This window comes from Bacillus sp. 007/AIA-02/001 (assembly GCF_004634455.1).
Taxonomy (GTDB): domain Bacteria; phylum Bacillota; class Bacilli; order Bacillales; family Bacillaceae_G; genus Bacillus_A; species Bacillus_A cereus.
This window is the reverse complement of sequence record NZ_SEIY01000001.1, coordinates 321,226-341,528: the sequence shown is the minus strand read 5'-3', so window position 1 is coordinate 341,528 and position 20,303 is coordinate 321,226. Positions and strand designations below refer to the sequence as shown.

Here is a 20,303-nt window from a genome sequence, read left to right as displayed (position 1 = left end):
GGCGCTGAACCTGCTCCAGCCTGTTGTTTCATGTGAACACTCTTTGATGGCACTTTAATTTTCATACCTGGCATGATTAAATCTGGATTACTAAGTTGTGTATTTGTTTTTTTCAACGTGTCAAAATCCACTCCGTACTTTTTCGCAATTTTCCAAAGGGTATCCCCTTTTTGCACGATATGAATTTTCAAATTTTCCCCCTCCTGTATAACTTATCTATAAGTAACAAATCTCTTGAAGTAACTCTTTCTAAATAACATTAACTTCTTTTCACTTTTATCACTTCTTCGATTTTCAATATCATTCGAAGTGGAATAAGCATAAAGAACCACAATGATTTCTTCAAAACAATGTATGCCCATTTCGTTCTCGTTATGATTATATGTATGAAAAAAAGCAACGGGAATACCGTTGCTTTACACACGCTCTAACATACGATTTAATGCAAGAACTGCTTCTGCCGTTACTTGTTTGTCTACGCTAATAACGTTAATTTCTTCTCCTCTTTCTATCGTTTCAAGTGTCCATAATAAGTGAGGCAGATCAATTCGATTCATCGTTAAGCACGGACACATAAATGGATTAAGCGAAACAATTTCTTTATCTGGATGTTGCTTAATAATTCGATTTACTAAATTCATTTCTGTACCAATCGCCCATTTGCTACCAGATGGCGCTGATTCAATCATATCAATAATATATTTCGTTGAGCCTGCATAATCTGAAGCAGCTACAACTTCATAGCAACATTCTGGATGTACAATAATATTCATATCCGGATGATTTTTTCGTACACTCTCAATATTCTTCATTGTAAAATTTTGATGAACAGAACAATGTCCTTTCCATAAAATCACTTGAATTTCTTCTATATCCCCATCGTACTCTAATGAATCTGTGTGTGGGTCCCATACTGCCATTTTATCTAACGGGATACCTAAATCGTGCGCTGTATTTCTCCCTAAATGTTGGTCTGGTAAAAAGACGAGACGTTCTTTTTGAGTAAACGCCCAAGATACCATTTGCTTTGCATTAGAAGAAGTTACTGTTGCTCCTCCGTTACGACCACAAAACGCTTTAATTGCAGCTGTAGAGTTCACATATGTTAACGGAATCATCGTATCTCCAAATAATTTCGTGAGCTCTTTCCATGCTCTTTCTGTTTGTTCAATATCTGCCATATCCGCCATCGAACAACCTGCACGCATATCTGGTAAGATGACAACTTGATCATCTGTAGTTAACATATCTGCTGTTTCCGCCATAAAGTGCACCCCGCAAAACACAATATATTTTGCATCTTTATTGCTCGCTGCAACTTGCGCAAGCTGAAGTGAATCCCCTGCTGCATCTGAAAATTGTACCACTTCATCTTTTTGATAATGATGCCCTGGAATGAATAACATTTTCCCCATTTTCTCTTTAATTTCACGAACACGCTTTTCCATATCTTCCGTTGACATTGTGTAATAACGCTCTGGTAACATCGTTTCAATTGGCTGTACTTGTTCTAAAATACTCATATACGTTTCTCCCCCTCTAAGCCACTTTCCTTACTCTTCAATATTGAAACTAATATCAAGTGCTTTCACTGAATGTGTTAACGCTCCAAGTGAAATATAATCTACCCCTGTTTTTCCGTATTTCGATAAATCTTCAATTGTGATGCCTCCTGAAGCTTCCGTAACGATGGCACTTGGTACAATCTTTGAAAACTCCCGGATTTCATCTGGCGTACGATTATCGAACATAATAATATCCGCACCAGCAGCGACAGCCTCTCTCACCTGTTCCTCAGTTTCTGTTTCCACTTCTACTTTCACCATATGTCCTAACTTTTCTTTCACTGATGTAACAGCTTTTGTAATAGAACCAGCAAAAGCAATATGATTGTCTTTAATCATGACACCATCATATAAACCGAAGCGATGATTAAATCCACCGCCGCACACGACTGCATACTTATCAAACATACGCAGTCCTGGCATCGTTTTTCGCGTATCACAAATACGAGTATAGCTACTATCTAAAGCAAGAACCGCTTTACGCGTCATCGTCGCTATTCCACTCATACGCTGAATAACGTTTAATATAACGCGCTCTGCTGTTAATAACGATGCGATTGGACCTTGCACTGTTGCAATAATTTCTCCTTTTTCTACAAGATCCCCATCTTTTTTATGAAGCTCTATTTCAATTCTCTCATCAATTAATTTAAATCCTGATTCAATTACTAAACATCCTGCAAAGACCCCTGTATCCTTCGCAAGAAACGTTCCTTTCGAAAGCAAGTTATCTGGAAAAATAAGCTGAGATGTTACATCTCTTTCTCCTATATCTTCTAAAAAAAATCGGTTTAATGCTTCTTTAACTTTTATCGTGTTCATAAAGCCTCTCTTCCCCTCATCACACAAGTTGTAGTTTTCTCTTTACTCGAACAATCTCTTTCTTTCCTATATTTCTATCTGGATAATCACTCCGGTAATGCCCGCCAATACTTTCTTCTCTTTGCAAGGCTGACACAACTATAAGCTCACAAGCCGTTAACATATTAATAAGTGTTATCTCTTCATTCGTAAGAACATCATGTTGTAATATCATATTTCGAACACCATACTTACTAAACCATCTCTTCGCATAAGATAAACTTTGCTCTGTTCGCACAATCCCAACATATTTCATCATGCATTTTTGTATTTCTTCTTTCGTCGGTAAATGATTCAGAACGATGAACTTTGCTTCCTTTTCAGCTAGCATGTTCACCTTTTCTTTTGTCTCTCTAGATAAAATGTGTCGTCCGATTCTTTTTCCAAACACAAGACCTTCTAATAATGAATTACTCGCTAATCTATTTGCACCATGAACTCCGTTACAAGCTACTTCACCGACTGCGTATAAGTTCGGAATAGACGTCTCTCCATCACAGTTCGTTTTCACGCCGCCCATGTGAAAATGAGTACCAGGCACGACTGGAATAAGTTTTTTATTTATATCGACTCCATTTGTTTTACATATCGATGACACGGTCGGAAAGCGTTGTTCAAAGTTTTGAATCATTTCGATGTTTAAGTACACTTTTTCACCCGCAAGTAGCTGTTCATGAATAGCCCGTGCGACTACATCACGAGGTGCTAGATCCTGTTCGGAATGTATATCCATCATAAAACGCTGCCCTTTTCCATTTATAAGGACAGCTCCTTCTCCGCGAACAGCTTCGGACACGAGGCCGGAACAACGCCCACCCGCGTATAACATCGTCGGATGAAATTGTATAAACTCTAAATCTACAAGCTCTCCGCCTGCACGGTACACCATTGCAAGTCCATCGCCTGTAATCGTCTCATCATTAGAAGTAAAGGCGTATAAACCGCCAATACCGCCTGAAGCTAACACCGTATAATCTGCATTGTAACGTTTCAATTCTCCTTTATTGTTGCGAGTTAAAGCCCCAACACATTTATCTTTTTCTATAATAAAATCGAGCACCATTTCCTGTTCCACTACCGTAACGTATGGAGCTACTTCTTGAATAAGATGCTCTAATAAATTCTTTCCTGTTGCATCGCCACCTGCATGTAAAATACGACGTTTTCGATGCGCTCCTTCTTTTCCAAGATGAGGACCTGTTTCATCCCCATCAAATTTCATTCCTCTTTCAATAAGGTTATTAATTTCTTTCGGTCCCTCCTCGACTAAATAACGGACCACTTCTTCATTGTTATAATGACAACCTGCTACTAATGTATCTTCAAAATGATCATTAGGATTGTCATAGGTAGCTACCGCTGCGGCAATTCCACCTTGAGCTAAATGTGTATTATTATTACGTTTCGTCTCCTTTGTGATAATAATCACATTCTTTTCGTGACAAATCTCTTTTGCAACACGAAGTGCCGCAACGCCACTTCCAATAATTAAGACATCTGCGCTTGGCATAATTGTTGCCTCCTACTTTACACTTTTCAACTGTCTTGACACCTATATTTACATAGTTTTAAAATAATGACAAGAGTTTTTTTATAATTCTTATTTTCACTACCATTTAAAAAATAAAAGAAATGTAACTCTTACTAGAGAGAGGAACTTATATGATGATATATCTTGACTATGCAGCTACTACACCTATGAGCGAGGAAGCGTTACAAACATATATGAAAGCAGCGTCGCAATACTTCGGAAATGAACAAAGTTTACATGATATTGGAGGAACAGCTGCTTCTTTATTACAAGTTTGCCGAAAAACATTTGCGGAAATGATTGGAGGAAAAGAACAAGGAGTATTTTTCACAAGTGGCGGATCGGAATCAAACTATCTTGCGATCCAATCACTTCTAAATCCCCGAACTAAGAAGCATATTATTACGACACCTATGGAACATGCATCCATTCGAAGTTATTTTCAATCTCTAAAATCAAAAGGCTATACGATCACTGAAATTCCTGTTGATAAAAATGGACTCATTTGTTTAGTAGATTTAGAGGCAGCTATTACAGAAGATACTGTGCTAGCAAGTATACAGCATGGAAACTCTGAAATCGGAACCGTTCAAAACATTACAGAAATCGGGGCACTTTTAAAAAAATATAATGTTTTATTTCATACGGATTGTGTGCAAACGTTTGGTAAACTGCCTATCCATGTTTTTGAGATGGGGATTGATAGTCTTTCTGTTTCAGCACATAAAATATACGGACCAAAAGGTGTCGGCGCTTGCTACATAAATCCGCAATCTCGCTGGGAGCAAGTATTCCCGGGAACTTCTCACGAAAAGGGATTTCGCCCAGGTACAGTGAACGTTCCCGGCATCGCATCTTTTTTAACAGCTGCTGAAAATATATTAAAAACTCAATGGGAAGAAAGTTTACGTTTTAAAGAGTTACGCTCCTACTTTTTAGGGCAAATACAAACACTTCCGCTAGAAATTGAAGTAGAAGGTCATTCTACTTCTTGTTTACCACATATTGTTGGGGTTACAATAAAAGGAATAGAAGGTCAATATACTATGCTAGAATGTAATCGCCATGGTATCGCCATTTCCACCGGAAGTGCTTGCCAAGTCGGTAAACAAGAACCTTCGAAAACTATGCTTGCAATTGGAAAAACGTATGAAGAGGCCAAACAATATGTCCGCTTCTCTTTCGGACAACAAACAACGAAAGATCAAATTGATACTACTATTCATGCACTACACACAATTGGAAATCAATTTTATAGAGGTGTTAAATCATAATGAAACAAAATGACCAAAAAAAGATTTTAGGCGAAGAAAGACGACAGCTTATCCTTCAGTGGCTTCTCGCTGCAAATGAGCCGTTATCTGGGAATGAACTATCGAAGAAGACAAACGTAAGTAGACAAGTTATCGTACAAGATATTTCCTTGCTTAAAGCACGAAACGAACCAATTATCGCGACTGCTCAAGGCTATTTATATTTAAAGCCACAAGAAAAACAACAAGCTTTCGAACGCGTAATCGTATGCCAGCACAAACCAGCAGAAGTACGTCAAGAACTTACAATGCTTGTTGACCATGGCGTTACGATTAAAGACGTAAAAGTTGAGCATCCTGTATACGGCGACTTAACAGCATCAATTATGGTAAGTAATCGATTTGATGTAGAGCAATATTTACAAAAAATCGAAAACACAAATGCTTCCTATCTATCGCAACTAACAGACGGTATTCACTTACATACAATTGAAGCAGATTCTAAAGAGAAGTTAGATGCTGCTTGTGAGGCGTTAGATAAAGCAGGATTTCTCGTTTATTAATGTAAAGCACAGAGTTTTTATCATTCTCTGTGCTTTTTTAATGCTATAATATTGTAATCAATCGTAAAGGAGATCAAATATGGGAATTGAACTCGTTCACTTTAGTACTGGTAAACCGAAACAAATGAAATATGGCGAAGATAAAGAAATGATAACAGGTATATGTAAAGATCCTACAGAAGAGGCCTTTCTCTCAAAAGACGGATTTCGTGGTGATGACGTAGCGGATTTAAAACATCACGGCGGTCCTGATCGAGCTGTTTGTGTATACCCACACGAGCATTACGCACTATGGGAAGAGGAATTTCAAACTACGCTACCAGCTTCCACATTTGGCGAAAACATTACCGTAACAAATATGTTAGAGCGTGATGTTTGCATTGGAGATACATATCAACTAGGTGGAGCAATCATTCAAGTGACACAAGCTCGCGTTCCTTGTAGCACTATTTCAAAACGCCTTGGCATCCCTGGCATACTGCCACGCATTGTAGCAACTGGATTTACAGGCTACCTATGCCGCGTTCTTCAAGAAGGTACTGTACGTAAAGATTCTAAAATTACATTACTAGAACGTCAACCGAGCAATGTTTCTGTCTTGTTCTCTAACGAAATTTATTTTCATAATAGAAAAGATAAAGATGGTATTGAAAAAATTCTTGCTGTTTCAGAACTAGCTGATATTTGGCGTGGTCAGTTAGAAGATCGTCTTGCGAAGTTAAAATAAAGAATCCCACCTTCTGCAGGTGGGATTTTATTAATCTATTAAAAAATATACTAGGCAATGAAATGATATTGACGATTAGACAAATACCAACATTCCATCTACATCTTACAACCAATAAGAAGAATAACTCCCCAGCACAGTAACAGAAAAACCGAGTGCTTCAAGTTCCATCGTTACGCCTGGCAATAATACGTCATCGTATGCTTTATCAACATCGATTAAGAAAAAGTAATTTCCAAGACCTGTTTTCATCGGACGCGATTCGATTTTTGATAAGTTTAATTTTCTCCATGCGAAAGCTGATAACACTTGATATAGGGCACCTGCATAATCTGCAGGTAACGTTATCATAAGCGTCGTTTTCTCTCCGCGATTCTCTCCGTTATTCGGGAGTACTGCTTTCTTTTTCTTATGGAGTACCAAGAAACGTGTGTGATTATTTTTATGCGTATGAATACTACGTCTCACAATTGTTAATCCGTATTTTTCTGCAGCCGCTTCATTTGCAATAGCGGCAATTTTCTCTTCAGGATGTTCTTTCACATATTGCGCAGCAGCACTTGTAGATGTCATATCTCGAACAGTTACTCCTTTTAATTCTTCATTTAAAAATTTATGGCACTGTGCAATGGCATGCGGATGAGAATGCACTGCATATACTTCATCCCACACTTCTGCATACTGCGGATGTACAAGTAAATGCTGCTGAATTGGTACTGTAATTTCTCCTACAATGGAAAGCGGCTGCTCATGTACAAGGTAATCAACCGTTATATTCACTGAACCTTCTATTGCATTTTCTAACGGTACAACTGCGAAGTCTACATTTTCATTTGCAGCTGCATCTATACAATCTGGAATCGTTCGATATGGTACATGCTCTGCTTCCGGAAAAAAACGACTCACCGCCATATTTGTAAATGTTGCTTCTGGTCCTAAATATCCTACTCGAATCATCGTCTTTTCCCCTCTTTTTCGTTTTCTTACTGTTATACCATACTTTTTTATATTCTTCTATGTAAATTTCGAATATTAAAAAAAAGACTAGCGTTCGCTAGTCTAAATGTTTCTTATATTCTCTTTGAGCGAAGAAGAAATAAATGATACATGCTGCGATATAAAACAGAATGAACAAACCTACTTTTCTTAATGATCCATCCATAAAAAGCGTATTATGAAACGTATATAACGCAACTGCACTATGCATACTCCCTACTATAATTGGCGCAAAAAATAGCATACATAATTGCCAACGAGAAATTTTCCATACTTCTTCCTTCGTCATTCCAAGTTTAGAGAGTGCACCATACTGCTTTCGGTCCGATGCAATATTATGGAACCATTTAAAATAAACGATACTACATGAAGTAAGAAAGAATAATATACTAATAAATGAGCCTACAAATAGAGTAATATCGCCGCCTTCTTTCATATTTACATACAACTCCATATTGCTTCGAAATGCATTATTATTATCTTGTTTCATATGTTTCCGTAAATCTTCATTTAATTTCTTCGTCTTTTCGATATTTGGTAATGTGTAGCCTCTATATATCATTTTTTCAGAATCAGGAACCTGATTTGCTATACTATCAAAATCTTCATCATTCATAACGAAGAACAGACCATTAATGTACGAAGGGTGATGGTTAAATTGAACCCCTTCTTTCTGACCGTTAAATACGAATTGATATGGTTGATTCATTACTTGCAATTGAATCTCTTTTTGATTATATACATTCGAATTATTGTATTTATTATAATAAACGAGTGTCACTGTACCTTTTTTAGGACGATACGTTTTCTGTTTTTGTTTCCTTGCTTCTTGGTTATGTTCACTTTCTTTTATAAGCGGTACTATTGTTGTTTCTCCTTTACTAGACTGAAAGGATGCATACACTCCAACAAAACTCATATATTGAAAATCGTCATACCCATATTGATGCAGTAATTTTTCAACCGCACCTTCCTCAAAGACTTCATGAGTAGAAATACCTTTTTCTATGTACGAAAACGAGTGTACCCCTCCAGTTCGCCACATATCTTGCATGCTAGAAAAATATAAGAACACCGTACCTGTTGCTGTAACTACAAACGTCGTTGCCATAGACATCAGAAAGAAAAAGCGACCATTTTCCTTCATTCGATGTGACAATTGATTCACTATAAATAAATAAGGATATGTATACATAATCTTTTTATTTCTCTTTATTATTTCTAACACTTGGGTAGCTCCATGTGTAAAAGAAAAGTACGTTCCAAAAAAGACAAGTATAGACACAGGGAAAAAGTATATCGCTATCGTAGCCATCGTCACTTGTAGCGCCAATGCATACCCGCCCACTAAACAAGCAAAACCGAATAAACAGAGCCACTTTGATGTTTTCTTCTCTTTTTTATCTGTTCGAAATTCTTTCAATAACCGAATGATTTTTATATTCCATATACGTAAAGCACTTATAAAAGATAACAAAATAAAAACGACCATATATGTAATAAATGTTACACCAATCGCCCTTACGTCAAATATGACAGGGAGTTCTTTCGGAAGCCCCAGTAACATACTAAATACCATAAAAAAGAGCTTTAAAAATATCATACCAAGCCCAATACCGAAAATATTCGCGAAGACCCCGATTAAAATTTGCTCGGTCATAATCACTCCTATTACGTTAGACTTCGTTGCTCCCATTAACATATATAACCCTAATTCTTTCTTACGTGCTTCTATGAAAATAGAAGTAGAGTACAAAATAAATATGACGAAAAAAGAAATGATTATAACATTACATATGATAAGTCCCCAGCGTACGTTTTGATACCACATCGTCTCTTGCATATATGGATGCACAATGACAGACATATATGCGTAAGAAGCAAATATTGCAAAACAACTACTTAAGAAAAACACTTTATAATTACGCCAATTTCCTTTTATATTTTGCAGCGCTAGTTGCCGAATGTTCATCTATCGTCCTCCTGTAACTTACTACATAGGCAAAAAGCTAGAGGTTCCCCTAGCTTTTTACGTGTTTTAAATATCCTCTTTGCGCGATCATAAAGTAAATGGCAGAAGCTAAAATGTATGCTCCAATTACAAGCGCACCTGATTTCCACAAATTAATATAAAGCATTTTTCCTAACGTATGAAGAGCAAATCCACTATGAATGGAACCGATTAAAATTGGGATAAAGAAGATAACTCCCATTTGTCGAATCGCAATTTTGCGAATTTCTTTATCTGTCATACCAATTCTCTTTAACGATTTAAATTGAATACGATCTTGTTCTTTATCGTTAAACCATTTAAAGTATGTCATACTACAAGCGAAGAAGAAGAACAGTACCGCTACGAAGAAACCGATGAACATTGTAATTGCTCCACCTTCTCTTATATCCTTATACGCAAACACTGAATTTCTCAATTCCCCTTGCTTTTCTGGTACAATTTCATTTTTCAAATCTAATACAAGGTTTTCTGTACTTTTCCAATCCTCAATATAATAACCGTAATATTTTGTCTTTTCTTCATCTGGTACGAGTGTTGCATATTTCTCAAAATCTTGATCATTTACAATGAGATATTCACTATCATTAAAAACAGAATACTGCGTTGGATTATTTAATTGAACAGACTGCTTTTGTCCATTAATTGTAAATTCATACGATTTCGTACGATCTATCTTCATCAGTTCATTTGACATATCAACCATAACCATCGTTGCACTACCTGGTGCATTATGAACTTCTGTAGGTTGCTCTCTCTTTTGTTTGCGCACTTCTGCATTATATTCTTTTTCTGAAATAATCGTCATCGGTACTTCATGTTCACTATTAAACAACGTTATTTTCTGTGTTGCCGGTAGTTTAACGTATGTTACTTTTCGCGCATCTTCAAACCCGTGTCTCTTCACAAGCTCCTGTACCTTTTCTTCATTAATAAGGTTATGCGTATTTAACCCCTTTTCCTCATATGAAATAGCATGTGGTGTAAGTTCTACCGTTTTCGCACTCATATTTTCAAAATATACGTACAGTGTACCCACCGCTGAAGATACTACCGCCGTAATGATAGAAATTACAAATAGAAAACGAGCATTATCTTTCATTTTATAAATAAGGTTGCTAAGGACGAACATATTTGGGTACGTATAAAAAGATTGCTTTCTTTTTTGTAATGCTTTTAATACAACTGTACTACCTTGTGTAAATAGTAAATACGTTCCGCCAATTGTCAGTCCCACCACCGGTAAAAAAAGGATGAGGAAATTCAGAAACGTTACTTGGAAGCTAAGTACATATGCAACAATAATACATCCTATACCAACTACACATAACCATGTAAATGCAAACGGCTCTACTTTTTGCTTTCTTGCCTCTCTTAATAAATCAATAATTTGCAAGCGTCCTACTGTCCAAACACTAAACAATGATAGGATTAAAAATAGAATAAAGTATACACCAGCTGTAATAAGAACTGCTTTACTATTCCAAACAAGTGGAAGTGTCTTATCTATTTTTAATAATACGCTTAACGCTTGGAAAAATAATTTTGAACAAAGCATCCCAACCCCAATACCAACTACAATTGCAATACTACCTAACATCAGTTGCTCTAATATAATCATTCGGCCGAGCTGCGATTTCGTTCCGCCTATTAATGTTAGTAGACCAAACTCTTTTTTTCTTGCTCGTAAAAACGTTGAATTTGCATATAAAATAAAGAGTGCCGAGAAGATGACCACAATATAATTCATCGATTCTAATCCTTTTGTGATCATCTTTCTCATACTAATATTACCGCTTACGACATCTGGATGATAAATAAAAGAAGCATACATGAAAAATACGACAATCGATAAACAACTACTTATAAGAAACGCTTTATAGTTACGCCAATTTCCTTTTACGTTATTAAGCGCGAGCTGGCGAAAGTTCATGATATTCTCCTCCTAGCATCGCAAGTACGTCCAGGATTTCTTGGAAAAAGGCTTGTTTCGTTCTTCCTTTATGTATTTCCGAGAAAATTTCTCCATCGCGTATGAAAAGGATACGTTCACAATAACTAGCCGCTACTGGATCGTGCGTAACCATTGCAATCGTTGCTTTCTTTTGCTCGTGTAAATCTTGCAGAGCGCCCATTAGCGATTTTGCTGACTTCGAGTCTAAGTTTCCAGTTGGCTCATCTGCTAAAATTAACGTCGGTTCATGAATGATTGCTCTCGCTGCTGCTGCACGTTGTTGTTGTCCCCCAGATACTTCGTATACTTTTTTATTTAAAATTTCTTCGATGTTTAAAAACTTCGCAATTTCCAGTACTTTCGCATCAATTTCATTTACAGATTTCTTCGCCATTACAAGTGGTAAAATAATGTTTTCTTTAATGGATAACGTATCAAGTAAATTAAAATCTTGGAAGATGAACCCTAAATGTGTACGGCGAAACTCCGCTAATTTTGCAGCACGCATTTGATTAATTTCTTCACCATTTACAAGCACATGACCTGAAGTTTGCTTATCAATTGTTGCTAATAAATTTAAAAGCGTCGTTTTCCCACTTCCTGAAGGACCCATAATCCCTACAAATTCGCCTTCTTCTATTTTAAAATTTATATCGTTTAAAGCAGTCGTCGCTACTGAACCTTTTGATTGGTACACCTTCGTTAATCCTTTTACTTCAAGAACACTCATTTCTAATCCCCCTACGTGTTTTCTTCTTACATTTACTATAAGAAAAATAAGAAAAAGAAACGAGTGATTTCCCTTACAAAACGTTTTGTTATCTTACAGTTTTGTCATTTTTCTCATCAATGTATGATATTCTTCATCTTTTGCAAATTGGAACGTGAATGTTGTCCCTTCTCCTTCAGCCGATTGGACATACATTCCATGATGTAAATTATCGCAAATTTCCTTCGTAATATATAAGCCCATCCCAGTCGCTTCTCTCGTTTTACGTCCATTTATTCCCGTAAAAAATGGATCAAATATGCGCTTTACGTCTTGCTCTGGAATACCAATTCCATTGTCCTTAATATGTAATAACACCTTTTGATTTTTCTCTTCAATTTGAAATTGAATTTCTTTTTTCTCTGCCGCTGAAATTTTTGTATACTTGATTGCGTTTACAACAATTTGACCTATAGCAATACTCAGCCATTTTCTATCAGATGCAACCATACAAGTATCTTCTTCAAACATCACTTTCGGAAATACAGACGATTGAATAAAGGATTTCCGATTTTCATTAATAATACCTCGCACGACATCTATAACATTTACTACTTCTATCTTATAATCTTTCGCAAACTGCTCTAGTCTTGCCATATGTAACGCTAAATCTAAACCATTTAGTATACGGTTATTTTCTTCACGAATACTTTCAACTGTTGCTCTTGCCTCACGATGCTCTTTGCCAAACTTTTGCAGCAATAATTCAATAACAGATACTGGTGTTTTCATTTGGTGAATCCATTGGTTCATAAATATCATTTGCTGTTGCTCTTTCGCATGCTGTTTATGAACTTCATTCATATATTGCTGTCTTAATAACGTAAAAGATTCAACGACCATTTCTTGCTCTGATGTATAAGATTCATCAATAAGTAAAGAGTCATGTAATGTATTTCCATCAGTAACATACTTTTCGATCCTCTTTAAAAACACACTCCGTTTTCGGTAATCGTAAATGAGGTATACAGTAAACACAACTGTTCCTAATAAAAGTCCATATAACCACGTACTCCAATCAATGGATTTCTTTTCTAAAAGACTTTGCAGCTGTAAAACGAGCCCAAATAAACAAAGGCTAACAATATAAGAAAGAATTAAAGAAAAGCGGTCCATAAGGTAATTTTTAACCTTCATGCCCTTCGCCCCACTCCGTAAAAAGCGCATAACCATATCCACGTTTCGTTACAATTGCATTTTTAATGCCTAACTCCTCTAGTTTCTTCCTTACACGTTTTACATTTACGGTTAATGTATTATCATCCACAAATGCTACTTCATCCCATAGAGCTTCTAACAGTTCTTCGCGCGTTACATATTGATTCACCTGTTTCATTAAACACTCTAATAAGTAAAACTCATTTTTTGTCAGTTCAGTTTGTTGTCCTTGCCACTCAACAATATGCTGAGACGGGAATAACAACAGTCCATTTACACCTAAACAATCACTCTCAGCGGCAGAAGCATACTCTCCGTAACCACGGCGAAGTGCACTCTTCACCTTTGCCATTACGATATCTAAATGGAATGGCTTCGTAATATAATCATCGCCGCCATTTTCAATCGCCATTACTTGATCCATTTCTCCTGTTCTTGCAGAAACAAAAATAATTGGTGCATTCGATACAGTACGAATTTGACGACACCAATAAAAACCGTCAAAGTACGGTAAATTAATATCAAGTAACACAAGATGAGGATTCACTTTTACAAACTCATCTTTTATTTGACGTAAATCACTTGCTCTAAATGATTGATAGCCATACCTTTCTAAATGCTCTTCTAATATTCCCGCGATTTTCTCATCATCTTCTACAATTAATATTTTATACATGTTCGTTTTCTCCCCATAAAAAAATTCTTCTAAAACCACTCCCCTTTTTATTATAAATTGAAAATTTAATTAGTGGGGATTTTTTCCTATATAAATCCTATTTTTACGATATAAAAAAAGACTGCCGTATTTCGGCAGTCTTAATCGATAAATTCAAATTCATATTCAAGAATTTTTACAATATCTCCGTCTTTTGCACCACGTGCACGAAGCGCTTCATCAATACCCATTCCGCGCATTTGACGAGCGAAACGACGTACAGATTCATCACGTGAGAAGTCTGTCATCTTGAATGTTTTCTCGATATCGTAACCAGAGATAACAAACGTGCCATCACTTTCACGTGTAATTTCAAATTTAACACCTTCAGTATCAAATTTGTACATTACACTTGTATCAGACTCATCCGCAACTTCATGTATTGGGAATTCTGGTGTTGTTTCTATTAAGTTCGCTACTTCAAACAGTAAGTCACGAACCCCTTGTCTTGTTACAGCTGAGATTGGGAAGATTTTTACTTCGTCTCCCACTTTCTCTTTAAATGCTTGTAAATTTTCTTCTGCATCTGGCATATCCATTTTGTTTGCAACAACAACTTGTGGACGCTCAGTTAAGCGAAGATTGTATTCTTTTAATTCATTATTAATCGTTACGTAATCTTCATATGGATCACGGCCTTCTAAACCAGACATATCAATAACATGCACGATTACACGTGTACGCTCAATATGACGTAAGAATTGGTGTCCAAGTCCGACGCCAGCATGTGCGCCTTCAATTAGTCCTGGAAGGTCAGCCATAACGAAGCTGCGGTTATCACCAGTTTCAACAACACCAAGATTTGGAACGATTGTTGTGAAGTGATACTCTGCAATTTTCGGACGCGCTGATGATACAACAGATAATAATGTAGATTTACCTACACTTGGGAATCCAACAAGTCCAACGTCTGCTAGTACTTTAAGTTCTAGAATAACATCACGCTCTTGACCTGGTTCCCCGTTCTCAGCGATTTCTGGCGCTGGGTTCGTAGCTGTTGCAAAACGTGAGTTACCACGGCCACCGCGGCCACCTTTTGCAATTACAGCAGTTTGTCCATGCGTTACTAAATCGGCAAGAATTTGACCAGTTTTTTCATCTTTTACTACTGTTCCTGGTGGAACCTTTACAAGTAAATCTTCAGATTTACGTCCGTGCTGACCTTTACTCATTCCGTGCTGACCGCGATCAGCTTTGAAATGACGTTGGTAGCGGAAGTCCATTAATGTACGTAAGCCTTCCTCAACTACGAAAACAACATCTGCACCTTTACCGCCGTCGCCACCTGCTGGGCCACCTTTTGGTACATACTTCTCACGACGATACGCAACCATACCGTTACCACCGTCGCCGCCTTTTACATATATCTTGACCTGATCTACAAACATTATTTCACCACACTTTTTTCAATTGGTTGTAATATAACTGAGACTTCTTCGTCTCGCACTGTATAAGAAATGGAATACCATTTATTGTTTTGGGTCGCAAGCCAATTCTGTAGTTCTTCTACACTCGTTAGCTTACCACGAAAATCAAAAAAGAAACGAGCATTATCCGCGTCACATTCAATTGTGATACAAACATAATTTTCAACATATACGTCTAAACTATGCTGAAGCATCGAGAAAAATTGATTCGTCCATGTACATACAGTCTCATCTAAGTGAGATAAGTTATGTAATTTCCCTAATACTTCGTACTCCAATAAGCACGGCTGCTGTTTCCAATTATATGTTAAAATCCACTCTGAAAATAAAGGCATTGATAGCCCCATCAGATTGGATTCTTGTCTCGCTTCTTGGACAAAACGATCGATGAGACTATGAATTTCTTCCACTTTTCCAAGGGAAAGGTTTCCTTTCACCATCTGCATACGATTGAGCCAATCATGTCTTGAATGGCGCAATGCATCTATAATTGTCCATTTTTCATTCATTTAGATACCCCTTAATATAGAAAAACTCTAACCTGCACTCAGGTTAGAGTTTTCCGTGAGTTCTTATGCTTCTTGAGCAACAGGATATACGCTCACTTGTTTGCGGTCACGACCAAGACGCTCAAAGCGTACTACGCCGTCAACTTTCGCGTATAAAGTGTCATCGCCACCACGACCAACGTTAACACCTGGATAAATTTTTGTACCGCGTTGACGGTAAAGAATTGAACCACCTGTAACCGTTTGACCATCTGCGCGTTTAGCACCAAGACGTTTTGACTGAGAGTCACGACCGTTCTTTGTACTACCTACACCTTTCTTAGATGCGAAAAACTGAAGATCTAATCTTAACATACGTTACACCTCCTGCACTTTTTCTATTAAACGGATATACTTTCCGTAATCAAGTTCGATCGTCTTAAGCGAAACAACTAATCCTTCTAAAAGCGTTTGTGCTTTTTCTGCTGTATGAACGTCTAAATCATTAGGCAATTCATACGTTAAGAATCCGCCATCACTTCCGAGTTCAATAGTTGCTTGCACATTACAAAGTTCTTCCACTGCATTTATAGAACCAAACACAACCGCTGTAGTTCCAGCACAGACAAGGTCTTGTCCATGTGGCGCATAATCGGCATGTCCAGTCATTTTAAATGATTGGATACTTCCTAATTTCGTGCGACTTATCGTAATTTTAATCATGTTAACCAGAATTAAGCGTTGATAGCTTCAACAACTAGCTTAGTGTAAGGTTGACGATGACCTTGTTTCTTACGATTGTTCTTTTTCGCTTTGTATTTGAAAACGATAATTTTCTTAGCGCGACCTTGTTTTTCAACTTTCGCAGTAACTGTTGCACCTTCTACAACTGGGCTACCAACTTTAACGTTTTCGCCACCAACGAAAAGAACTTTGTCAAAAGTAACAGTTTCACCAGCTTCAACATCTAATTTTTCAATGTAGATTGCTTGACCAGCTTCAACTTTAATTTGTTTTCCACCTGTTTCGATAATTGCGTACATACTTGCACCTCCTCTTAATTACTAAGACTCGCCAAAAACGAGGTAGACATAAATGCCTTTAGGGAACCTGTCTTGTGCGGTTGTAGCATATAGCCGTTTAGGTGCTATAAACTATAACATAAAGATGTTATCATGAATCATAGACGGTTGTCAATAAATGTTCTGCTAACTATTTTTTCCGCTCTACAATTTCTTTTTTACTTCCAAAACGAACGATAGCATACTTTTCGATATTATCATCTTTGAAATAAATTTCAAATGGAATATTTTTTTGTAATTCTTTTTGCAAAAACTGTTTTTGCAGTTCTTTAGGCGCAGCGATTAATACCGCTTCATCTTCTATATTGCCATATGTGATTAGTTCTCTCTCTAACTCATACGCAATTGTTTCATGCGACATCACATAACCCGTCGCTTTGCAAGGTACACACTCTTTTAATAATACGTCCCGTAAAGAATGCTTTTTACGTTTACGTGTCATTTCCAAAATCCCTAGCTCCGTAAAGCCGAGCACCCTTGTATATGTGCGGTCATCTTGCATAGCAGCTATAAGACATTCTCTTACCTTTTCTTTATCTTCTCTTTTTTTCATATTAATAAAATCAATTAATATCATACCACCAATATCACGAAGTCTTAATTGGCGTGCAATTTCTTCAGCTGCCATCTCATTTGTGCGAAGTACTGTATCTTGTAAATTTTGTTTTCCCGTAAACTTGCCCGTATTCACATCAATTACAGTCATCGTCTCCATTTGTTCTACAATTAAATAAGCACCATTTGGAAGCCACACAATTTTTTGGAGTGCTTTCTCAATTTCACGCTCTATTCCAAAATGGTTAAACATCGAAGACTTTTCATTATAAAAAGATACTTTTTCTTTTCCAACTTTGTCTTCTAATTCTTTTACTATACTTCTTGTATCTACAACTACTTTTTCAATGGTTTCAATTGGATTCTCTTGAAATACACGATCTAAAAAGGTCGCCGGTCGATGAAGTAATAACGGCGCCTTTCCTTGGCCCTCTTTTCTTTTTAACTCTTCATACAACTGTTGTAACCCTTGCATTTCAGCTTGTATTTCTTCAATTGCTCCTTTTTCAGAAGCAGAGCGGAAAATGTATCCCCCCGTTCCCTCTATTTCAATTTGGAGTAGCTGTTGTCTTCTTTTATTATTTTTTATTTTTCGAGAAACAGCGCGCATCTCATCAAACGGCATATAAACGACATATTTCCCGGTAAATTCTATATTCGCTGTCAATTTAGGCCCTTTCGTATCAATTGCCTCTTTCACAACTTGTACGAGTATCGCTTGCCCTTCATGTATACGATAAGAAGATGGTACATCATCGTATGAAAGGTAAGCATGTTTTTCTAAACCGATGTTTACAAAAGCTGCATTCATTCCAGCAATTGTTCTTACGACACGTCCAACATAAATATGCCCAACAATCTCTTGCTCTTCATTACGTTTCCATAAAAACTCAACAATTTTTTTCTTCTCTTCAATTGCAACGCGCTTTTCCGAACCAGCGTAATTCACATATAACGTTTTCAAAATTATTTCCTCACTTTATAATCTTCTTTGCTTTTACAATAATAAAAGGTTAGTGCTATCGTCAACACTAACCGATTAATTCTTCAACTGATGAAGTTGTTCGTTTTTCAGTAAAATATGCATAGAGCAATTCATTTTCATCCAATGTGTAATGCTCTTTATATTTTCCACGGACGATAATTGAATGCTTATATCCTCTACGAAATTTTGTGAAGATCGTATATAAACGATCTTCCGTTTGCACTTCAATAGGTGCAATCTTTTCGATTCCTCTTTTGTTTCCATAATAACGTTCTAATAAAAAACGCATAAATGCATACCGTCTTTGTTTCCACTCTTGATATAATGACACTGCTAAAAATATGAGTAGTACCCACATCATAATATTGTTACTATTCCAGAGTAACTGCCATCCTAATATTACACCAAAAAAAACACATGACAATTGCATCATCTTTTCATGTGCTTGTAAATAAGGGAAACGATATGATAATACATTAAACAATACTTTCCCGCCATCTAACGGCCAAATAGGGAGTAAATTAAATGCTAAAATAATTATATTATTCCACATAAAGAAATAATATAAATCTGTATTCAGCCAACCGACTTCGAACAACATATAACCTACCAGCATCATCCAAACATGTTGAATCGGTCCTGCAATTACGACAACAAGTTCCTCTTTCAATGACTTATTACCATGTTCCTCAAGCTCGGCCACGCCACCAAACGGCAAAAGTTGAATTCTTTTTATACGCCAATTATAGTGTGCTGCTGCAAAAGCATGCCCAAGTTCATGAATAAGAACAATACAAAATAACAGTAGTAACTCTTTAAAACGCGCAGTAAAAATACCAATGACAATAATAACCCAAAATAATGGATGCACGGAAATTTTCGTTAAAACGTCCCTATATTTAATCAAATGATATCACCTGGATCGGATCAATAAATTTTTCATTCTTTTTTATCGCGAAATAAAACTTTCCATTTTTATCATTTGTATCATTACTCACCGTTCCAATTTTTTGTTTCTTTGAAACGTAATCATATAATTTCACTGACATATCGTTTAAGTTTGCATACCATGACTCCGTACCATCTGCATGTTGAATTTGAACTGTATTTCCAAGTTCCTCTTTCTTGCCTGCAAAAACAACTAACCCTTCATTTACTGACTCCACTTTTGCATTTGTAGCTGTTTGGACAAATACACCTTGGCCATTTTTTTGAAACCCTTGCATTACCTTTCCAGAAGCAGGAATTGCATAATCCTTTTGCTGAATACTTCCTTCTTTTTTCTCGTTCGGCGAATAGAATACGAGCGGTTTTCCAAATTGCTTTTCATACCATTTCGCTACAGTAGCAAACTGAAATTCCTCTTTCATCACTTTTTCTGTAACAGCTTTAGCTCCATTGAATGAAGAAGGAGCATTCTTATATAAAATAGCAACCGAAAGAACTAATATTGCTGATAATAAAACTTTGAAGAAAAAGACTTCCTTTCGAAATAAAGGATGCATTTCCTTTTCTCCATCTTCAATAAATACCGCTTCACTATCGAAATTCCCTCCGTTAAAATACTGCTCTTCCTCCATCCTTTCTTGCTCGGCCTTCCTTTTTGCAATCCGCTTTTTAATTTCTTCTACGCGTCTATTCTTCATACTGTCTCCTTTCTTTC

Annotated in this window: 20 protein-coding genes, 1 pseudogene and 1 other annotated feature; of the genes and pseudogenes, 3 read left to right on the top strand and 18 right to left on the bottom strand. The window is 36.7% G+C overall.

What is annotated here, in order from left to right; all coding sequences use genetic code 11:
• Window positions 1-34: 34 nt before the first annotated feature.
• The 4 genes and pseudogenes from safA to nadB form a co-directional block, all read right to left on the bottom strand.
• Window positions 35-191 (bottom strand): annotated as a pseudogene (safA, locus tag ES895_RS30180) (SafA/ExsA family spore coat assembly protein); the annotation flags it as partial.
• 225 nt (window positions 192-416) lie between these two features.
• Window positions 417-1,523 carry a quinolinate synthase NadA gene (gene nadA / locus ES895_RS01805; protein WP_048656457.1) on the bottom strand — a complete coding sequence of 369 codons (1,107 nt, stop codon included), beginning with the start codon at window positions 1,521-1,523 and terminating at the stop codon, window positions 417-419.
• Between the two features lie 30 nt (window positions 1,524-1,553).
• Complete coding sequence (nadC, locus tag ES895_RS01800) at window positions 1,554-2,387, bottom strand: carboxylating nicotinate-nucleotide diphosphorylase (protein ID WP_001092209.1); 834 nt, start codon at window positions 2,385-2,387, stop codon at window positions 1,554-1,556.
• A gap of 19 nt (window positions 2,388-2,406) precedes the next feature.
• The gene (nadB, locus tag ES895_RS01795) at window positions 2,407-3,936 is read right to left on the bottom strand and encodes an L-aspartate oxidase (RefSeq protein ID WP_098294936.1); all 1,530 of its coding nucleotides are present in this window, start codon (window positions 3,934-3,936) and stop codon (window positions 2,407-2,409) included.
• A gap of 152 nt (window positions 3,937-4,088) precedes the next feature.
• On the opposite strand from nadB, the gene ES895_RS01790 reads away from it, so the two are divergent.
• The 3 genes from ES895_RS01790 (at window position 4,089) to ES895_RS01780 (ending at window position 6,500) form a co-directional block, all read left to right on the top strand.
• Window positions 4,089-5,231, top strand: coding sequence for an IscS subfamily cysteine desulfurase (locus tag ES895_RS01790; protein ID WP_016111795.1), 1,143 nt, complete (start codon window positions 4,089-4,091; stop codon window positions 5,229-5,231).
• Window positions 5,231-5,773 carry a transcription repressor NadR gene (locus ES895_RS01785; protein WP_000812240.1) on the top strand — a complete coding sequence of 181 codons (543 nt, stop codon included), beginning with the start codon at window positions 5,231-5,233 and terminating at the stop codon, window positions 5,771-5,773. Before ES895_RS01790 ends, ES895_RS01785 begins: the two co-directional genes overlap by 1 nt.
• A 79-nt stretch (window positions 5,774-5,852) precedes the next feature.
• Complete coding sequence (locus ES895_RS01780) at window positions 5,853-6,500, top strand: MOSC domain-containing protein (protein ID WP_135238145.1); 648 nt, start codon at window positions 5,853-5,855, stop codon at window positions 6,498-6,500.
• A gap of 105 nt (window positions 6,501-6,605) precedes the next feature.
• On the opposite strand, the gene pheA is transcribed toward ES895_RS01780, so the two are convergent.
• The 14 genes from pheA to spoIVFA form a co-directional block, all read right to left on the bottom strand.
• Window positions 6,606-7,457, bottom strand: a complete 852-nt coding sequence (pheA, locus tag ES895_RS01775) for a prephenate dehydratase (protein ID WP_000621701.1) — start codon at window positions 7,455-7,457, stop codon at window positions 6,606-6,608.
• Between the two features lie 97 nt (window positions 7,458-7,554).
• On the bottom strand, window positions 7,555-9,468 hold the full coding sequence (locus ES895_RS01770) for an ABC transporter permease (protein WP_098287022.1): 1,914 nt from the start codon (window positions 9,466-9,468) through the stop codon (window positions 7,555-7,557).
• A gap of 49 nt (window positions 9,469-9,517) precedes the next feature.
• Complete coding sequence (locus tag ES895_RS01765; protein WP_001011424.1) at window positions 9,518-11,440, bottom strand: ABC transporter permease; 1,923 nt, start codon at window positions 11,438-11,440, stop codon at window positions 9,518-9,520.
• Complete coding sequence (locus ES895_RS01760) at window positions 11,415-12,191, bottom strand: ABC transporter ATP-binding protein (protein WP_098340799.1); 777 nt, start codon at window positions 12,189-12,191, stop codon at window positions 11,415-11,417. The genes ES895_RS01765 and ES895_RS01760 overlap by 26 nt, the downstream gene beginning before the upstream one ends.
• A 93-nt stretch (window positions 12,192-12,284) precedes the next feature.
• Window positions 12,285-13,367, bottom strand: coding sequence for a HAMP domain-containing histidine kinase (locus ES895_RS01755; RefSeq protein ID WP_000865398.1), 1,083 nt, complete (start codon window positions 13,365-13,367; stop codon window positions 12,285-12,287).
• Complete coding sequence (locus tag ES895_RS01750) at window positions 13,357-14,064, bottom strand: response regulator transcription factor (RefSeq protein WP_001986640.1); 708 nt, start codon at window positions 14,062-14,064, stop codon at window positions 13,357-13,359. Before ES895_RS01750 ends, ES895_RS01755 begins: the two co-directional genes overlap by 11 nt.
• A 140-nt stretch (window positions 14,065-14,204) precedes the next feature.
• On the bottom strand, window positions 14,205-15,491 hold the full coding sequence (gene obgE / locus ES895_RS01745) for a GTPase ObgE (RefSeq protein WP_000497128.1): 1,287 nt from the start codon (window positions 15,489-15,491) through the stop codon (window positions 14,205-14,207).
• Window positions 15,491-16,039 carry a sporulation initiation phosphotransferase B gene (locus ES895_RS01740; protein WP_001003584.1) on the bottom strand — a complete coding sequence of 183 codons (549 nt, stop codon included), beginning with the start codon at window positions 16,037-16,039 and terminating at the stop codon, window positions 15,491-15,493. The genes obgE and ES895_RS01740 overlap by 1 nt, the downstream gene beginning before the upstream one ends.
• 63 nt (window positions 16,040-16,102) lie before the next feature.
• Complete coding sequence (gene rpmA / locus ES895_RS01735) at window positions 16,103-16,393, bottom strand: 50S ribosomal protein L27 (protein ID WP_000944958.1); 291 nt, start codon at window positions 16,391-16,393, stop codon at window positions 16,103-16,105.
• Window positions 16,394-16,396: 3 nt separating this feature from the next.
• Window positions 16,397-16,741: a ribosomal-processing cysteine protease Prp gene (locus tag ES895_RS01730; RefSeq protein ID WP_002001054.1), complete on the bottom strand. Its 345-nt coding sequence runs from the start codon at window positions 16,739-16,741 to the stop codon at window positions 16,397-16,399.
• Between the two features lie 11 nt (window positions 16,742-16,752).
• Window positions 16,753-17,061, bottom strand: a complete 309-nt coding sequence (rplU, locus tag ES895_RS01725) for a 50S ribosomal protein L21 (RefSeq protein WP_000270907.1) — start codon at window positions 17,059-17,061, stop codon at window positions 16,753-16,755.
• A gap of 14 nt (window positions 17,062-17,075) precedes the next feature.
• Window positions 17,076-17,153, bottom strand: a sequence feature (ribosomal protein L21 leader region).
• Between the two features lie 77 nt (window positions 17,154-17,230).
• A complete protein-coding gene (locus ES895_RS01720; RefSeq protein ID WP_000855488.1) occupies window positions 17,231-18,619 on the bottom strand; it encodes an Rne/Rng family ribonuclease in 1,389 nt (462 codons plus the stop codon).
• A 67-nt stretch (window positions 18,620-18,686) separates the two neighbouring features.
• The gene (gene spoIVFB / locus ES895_RS01715) at window positions 18,687-19,547 is read right to left on the bottom strand and encodes a stage IV sporulation intramembrane metalloprotease SpoIVFB (RefSeq protein WP_000599056.1); all 861 of its coding nucleotides are present in this window, start codon (window positions 19,545-19,547) and stop codon (window positions 18,687-18,689) included.
• Entirely contained in the window at window positions 19,540-20,286 is a 747-nt protein-coding gene (spoIVFA, locus tag ES895_RS01710; RefSeq protein WP_000797471.1) for a stage IV sporulation protein SpoIVFA, read from the bottom strand. Before spoIVFA ends, spoIVFB begins: the two co-directional genes overlap by 8 nt.
• Window positions 20,287-20,303 lie beyond the last annotated feature (17 nt).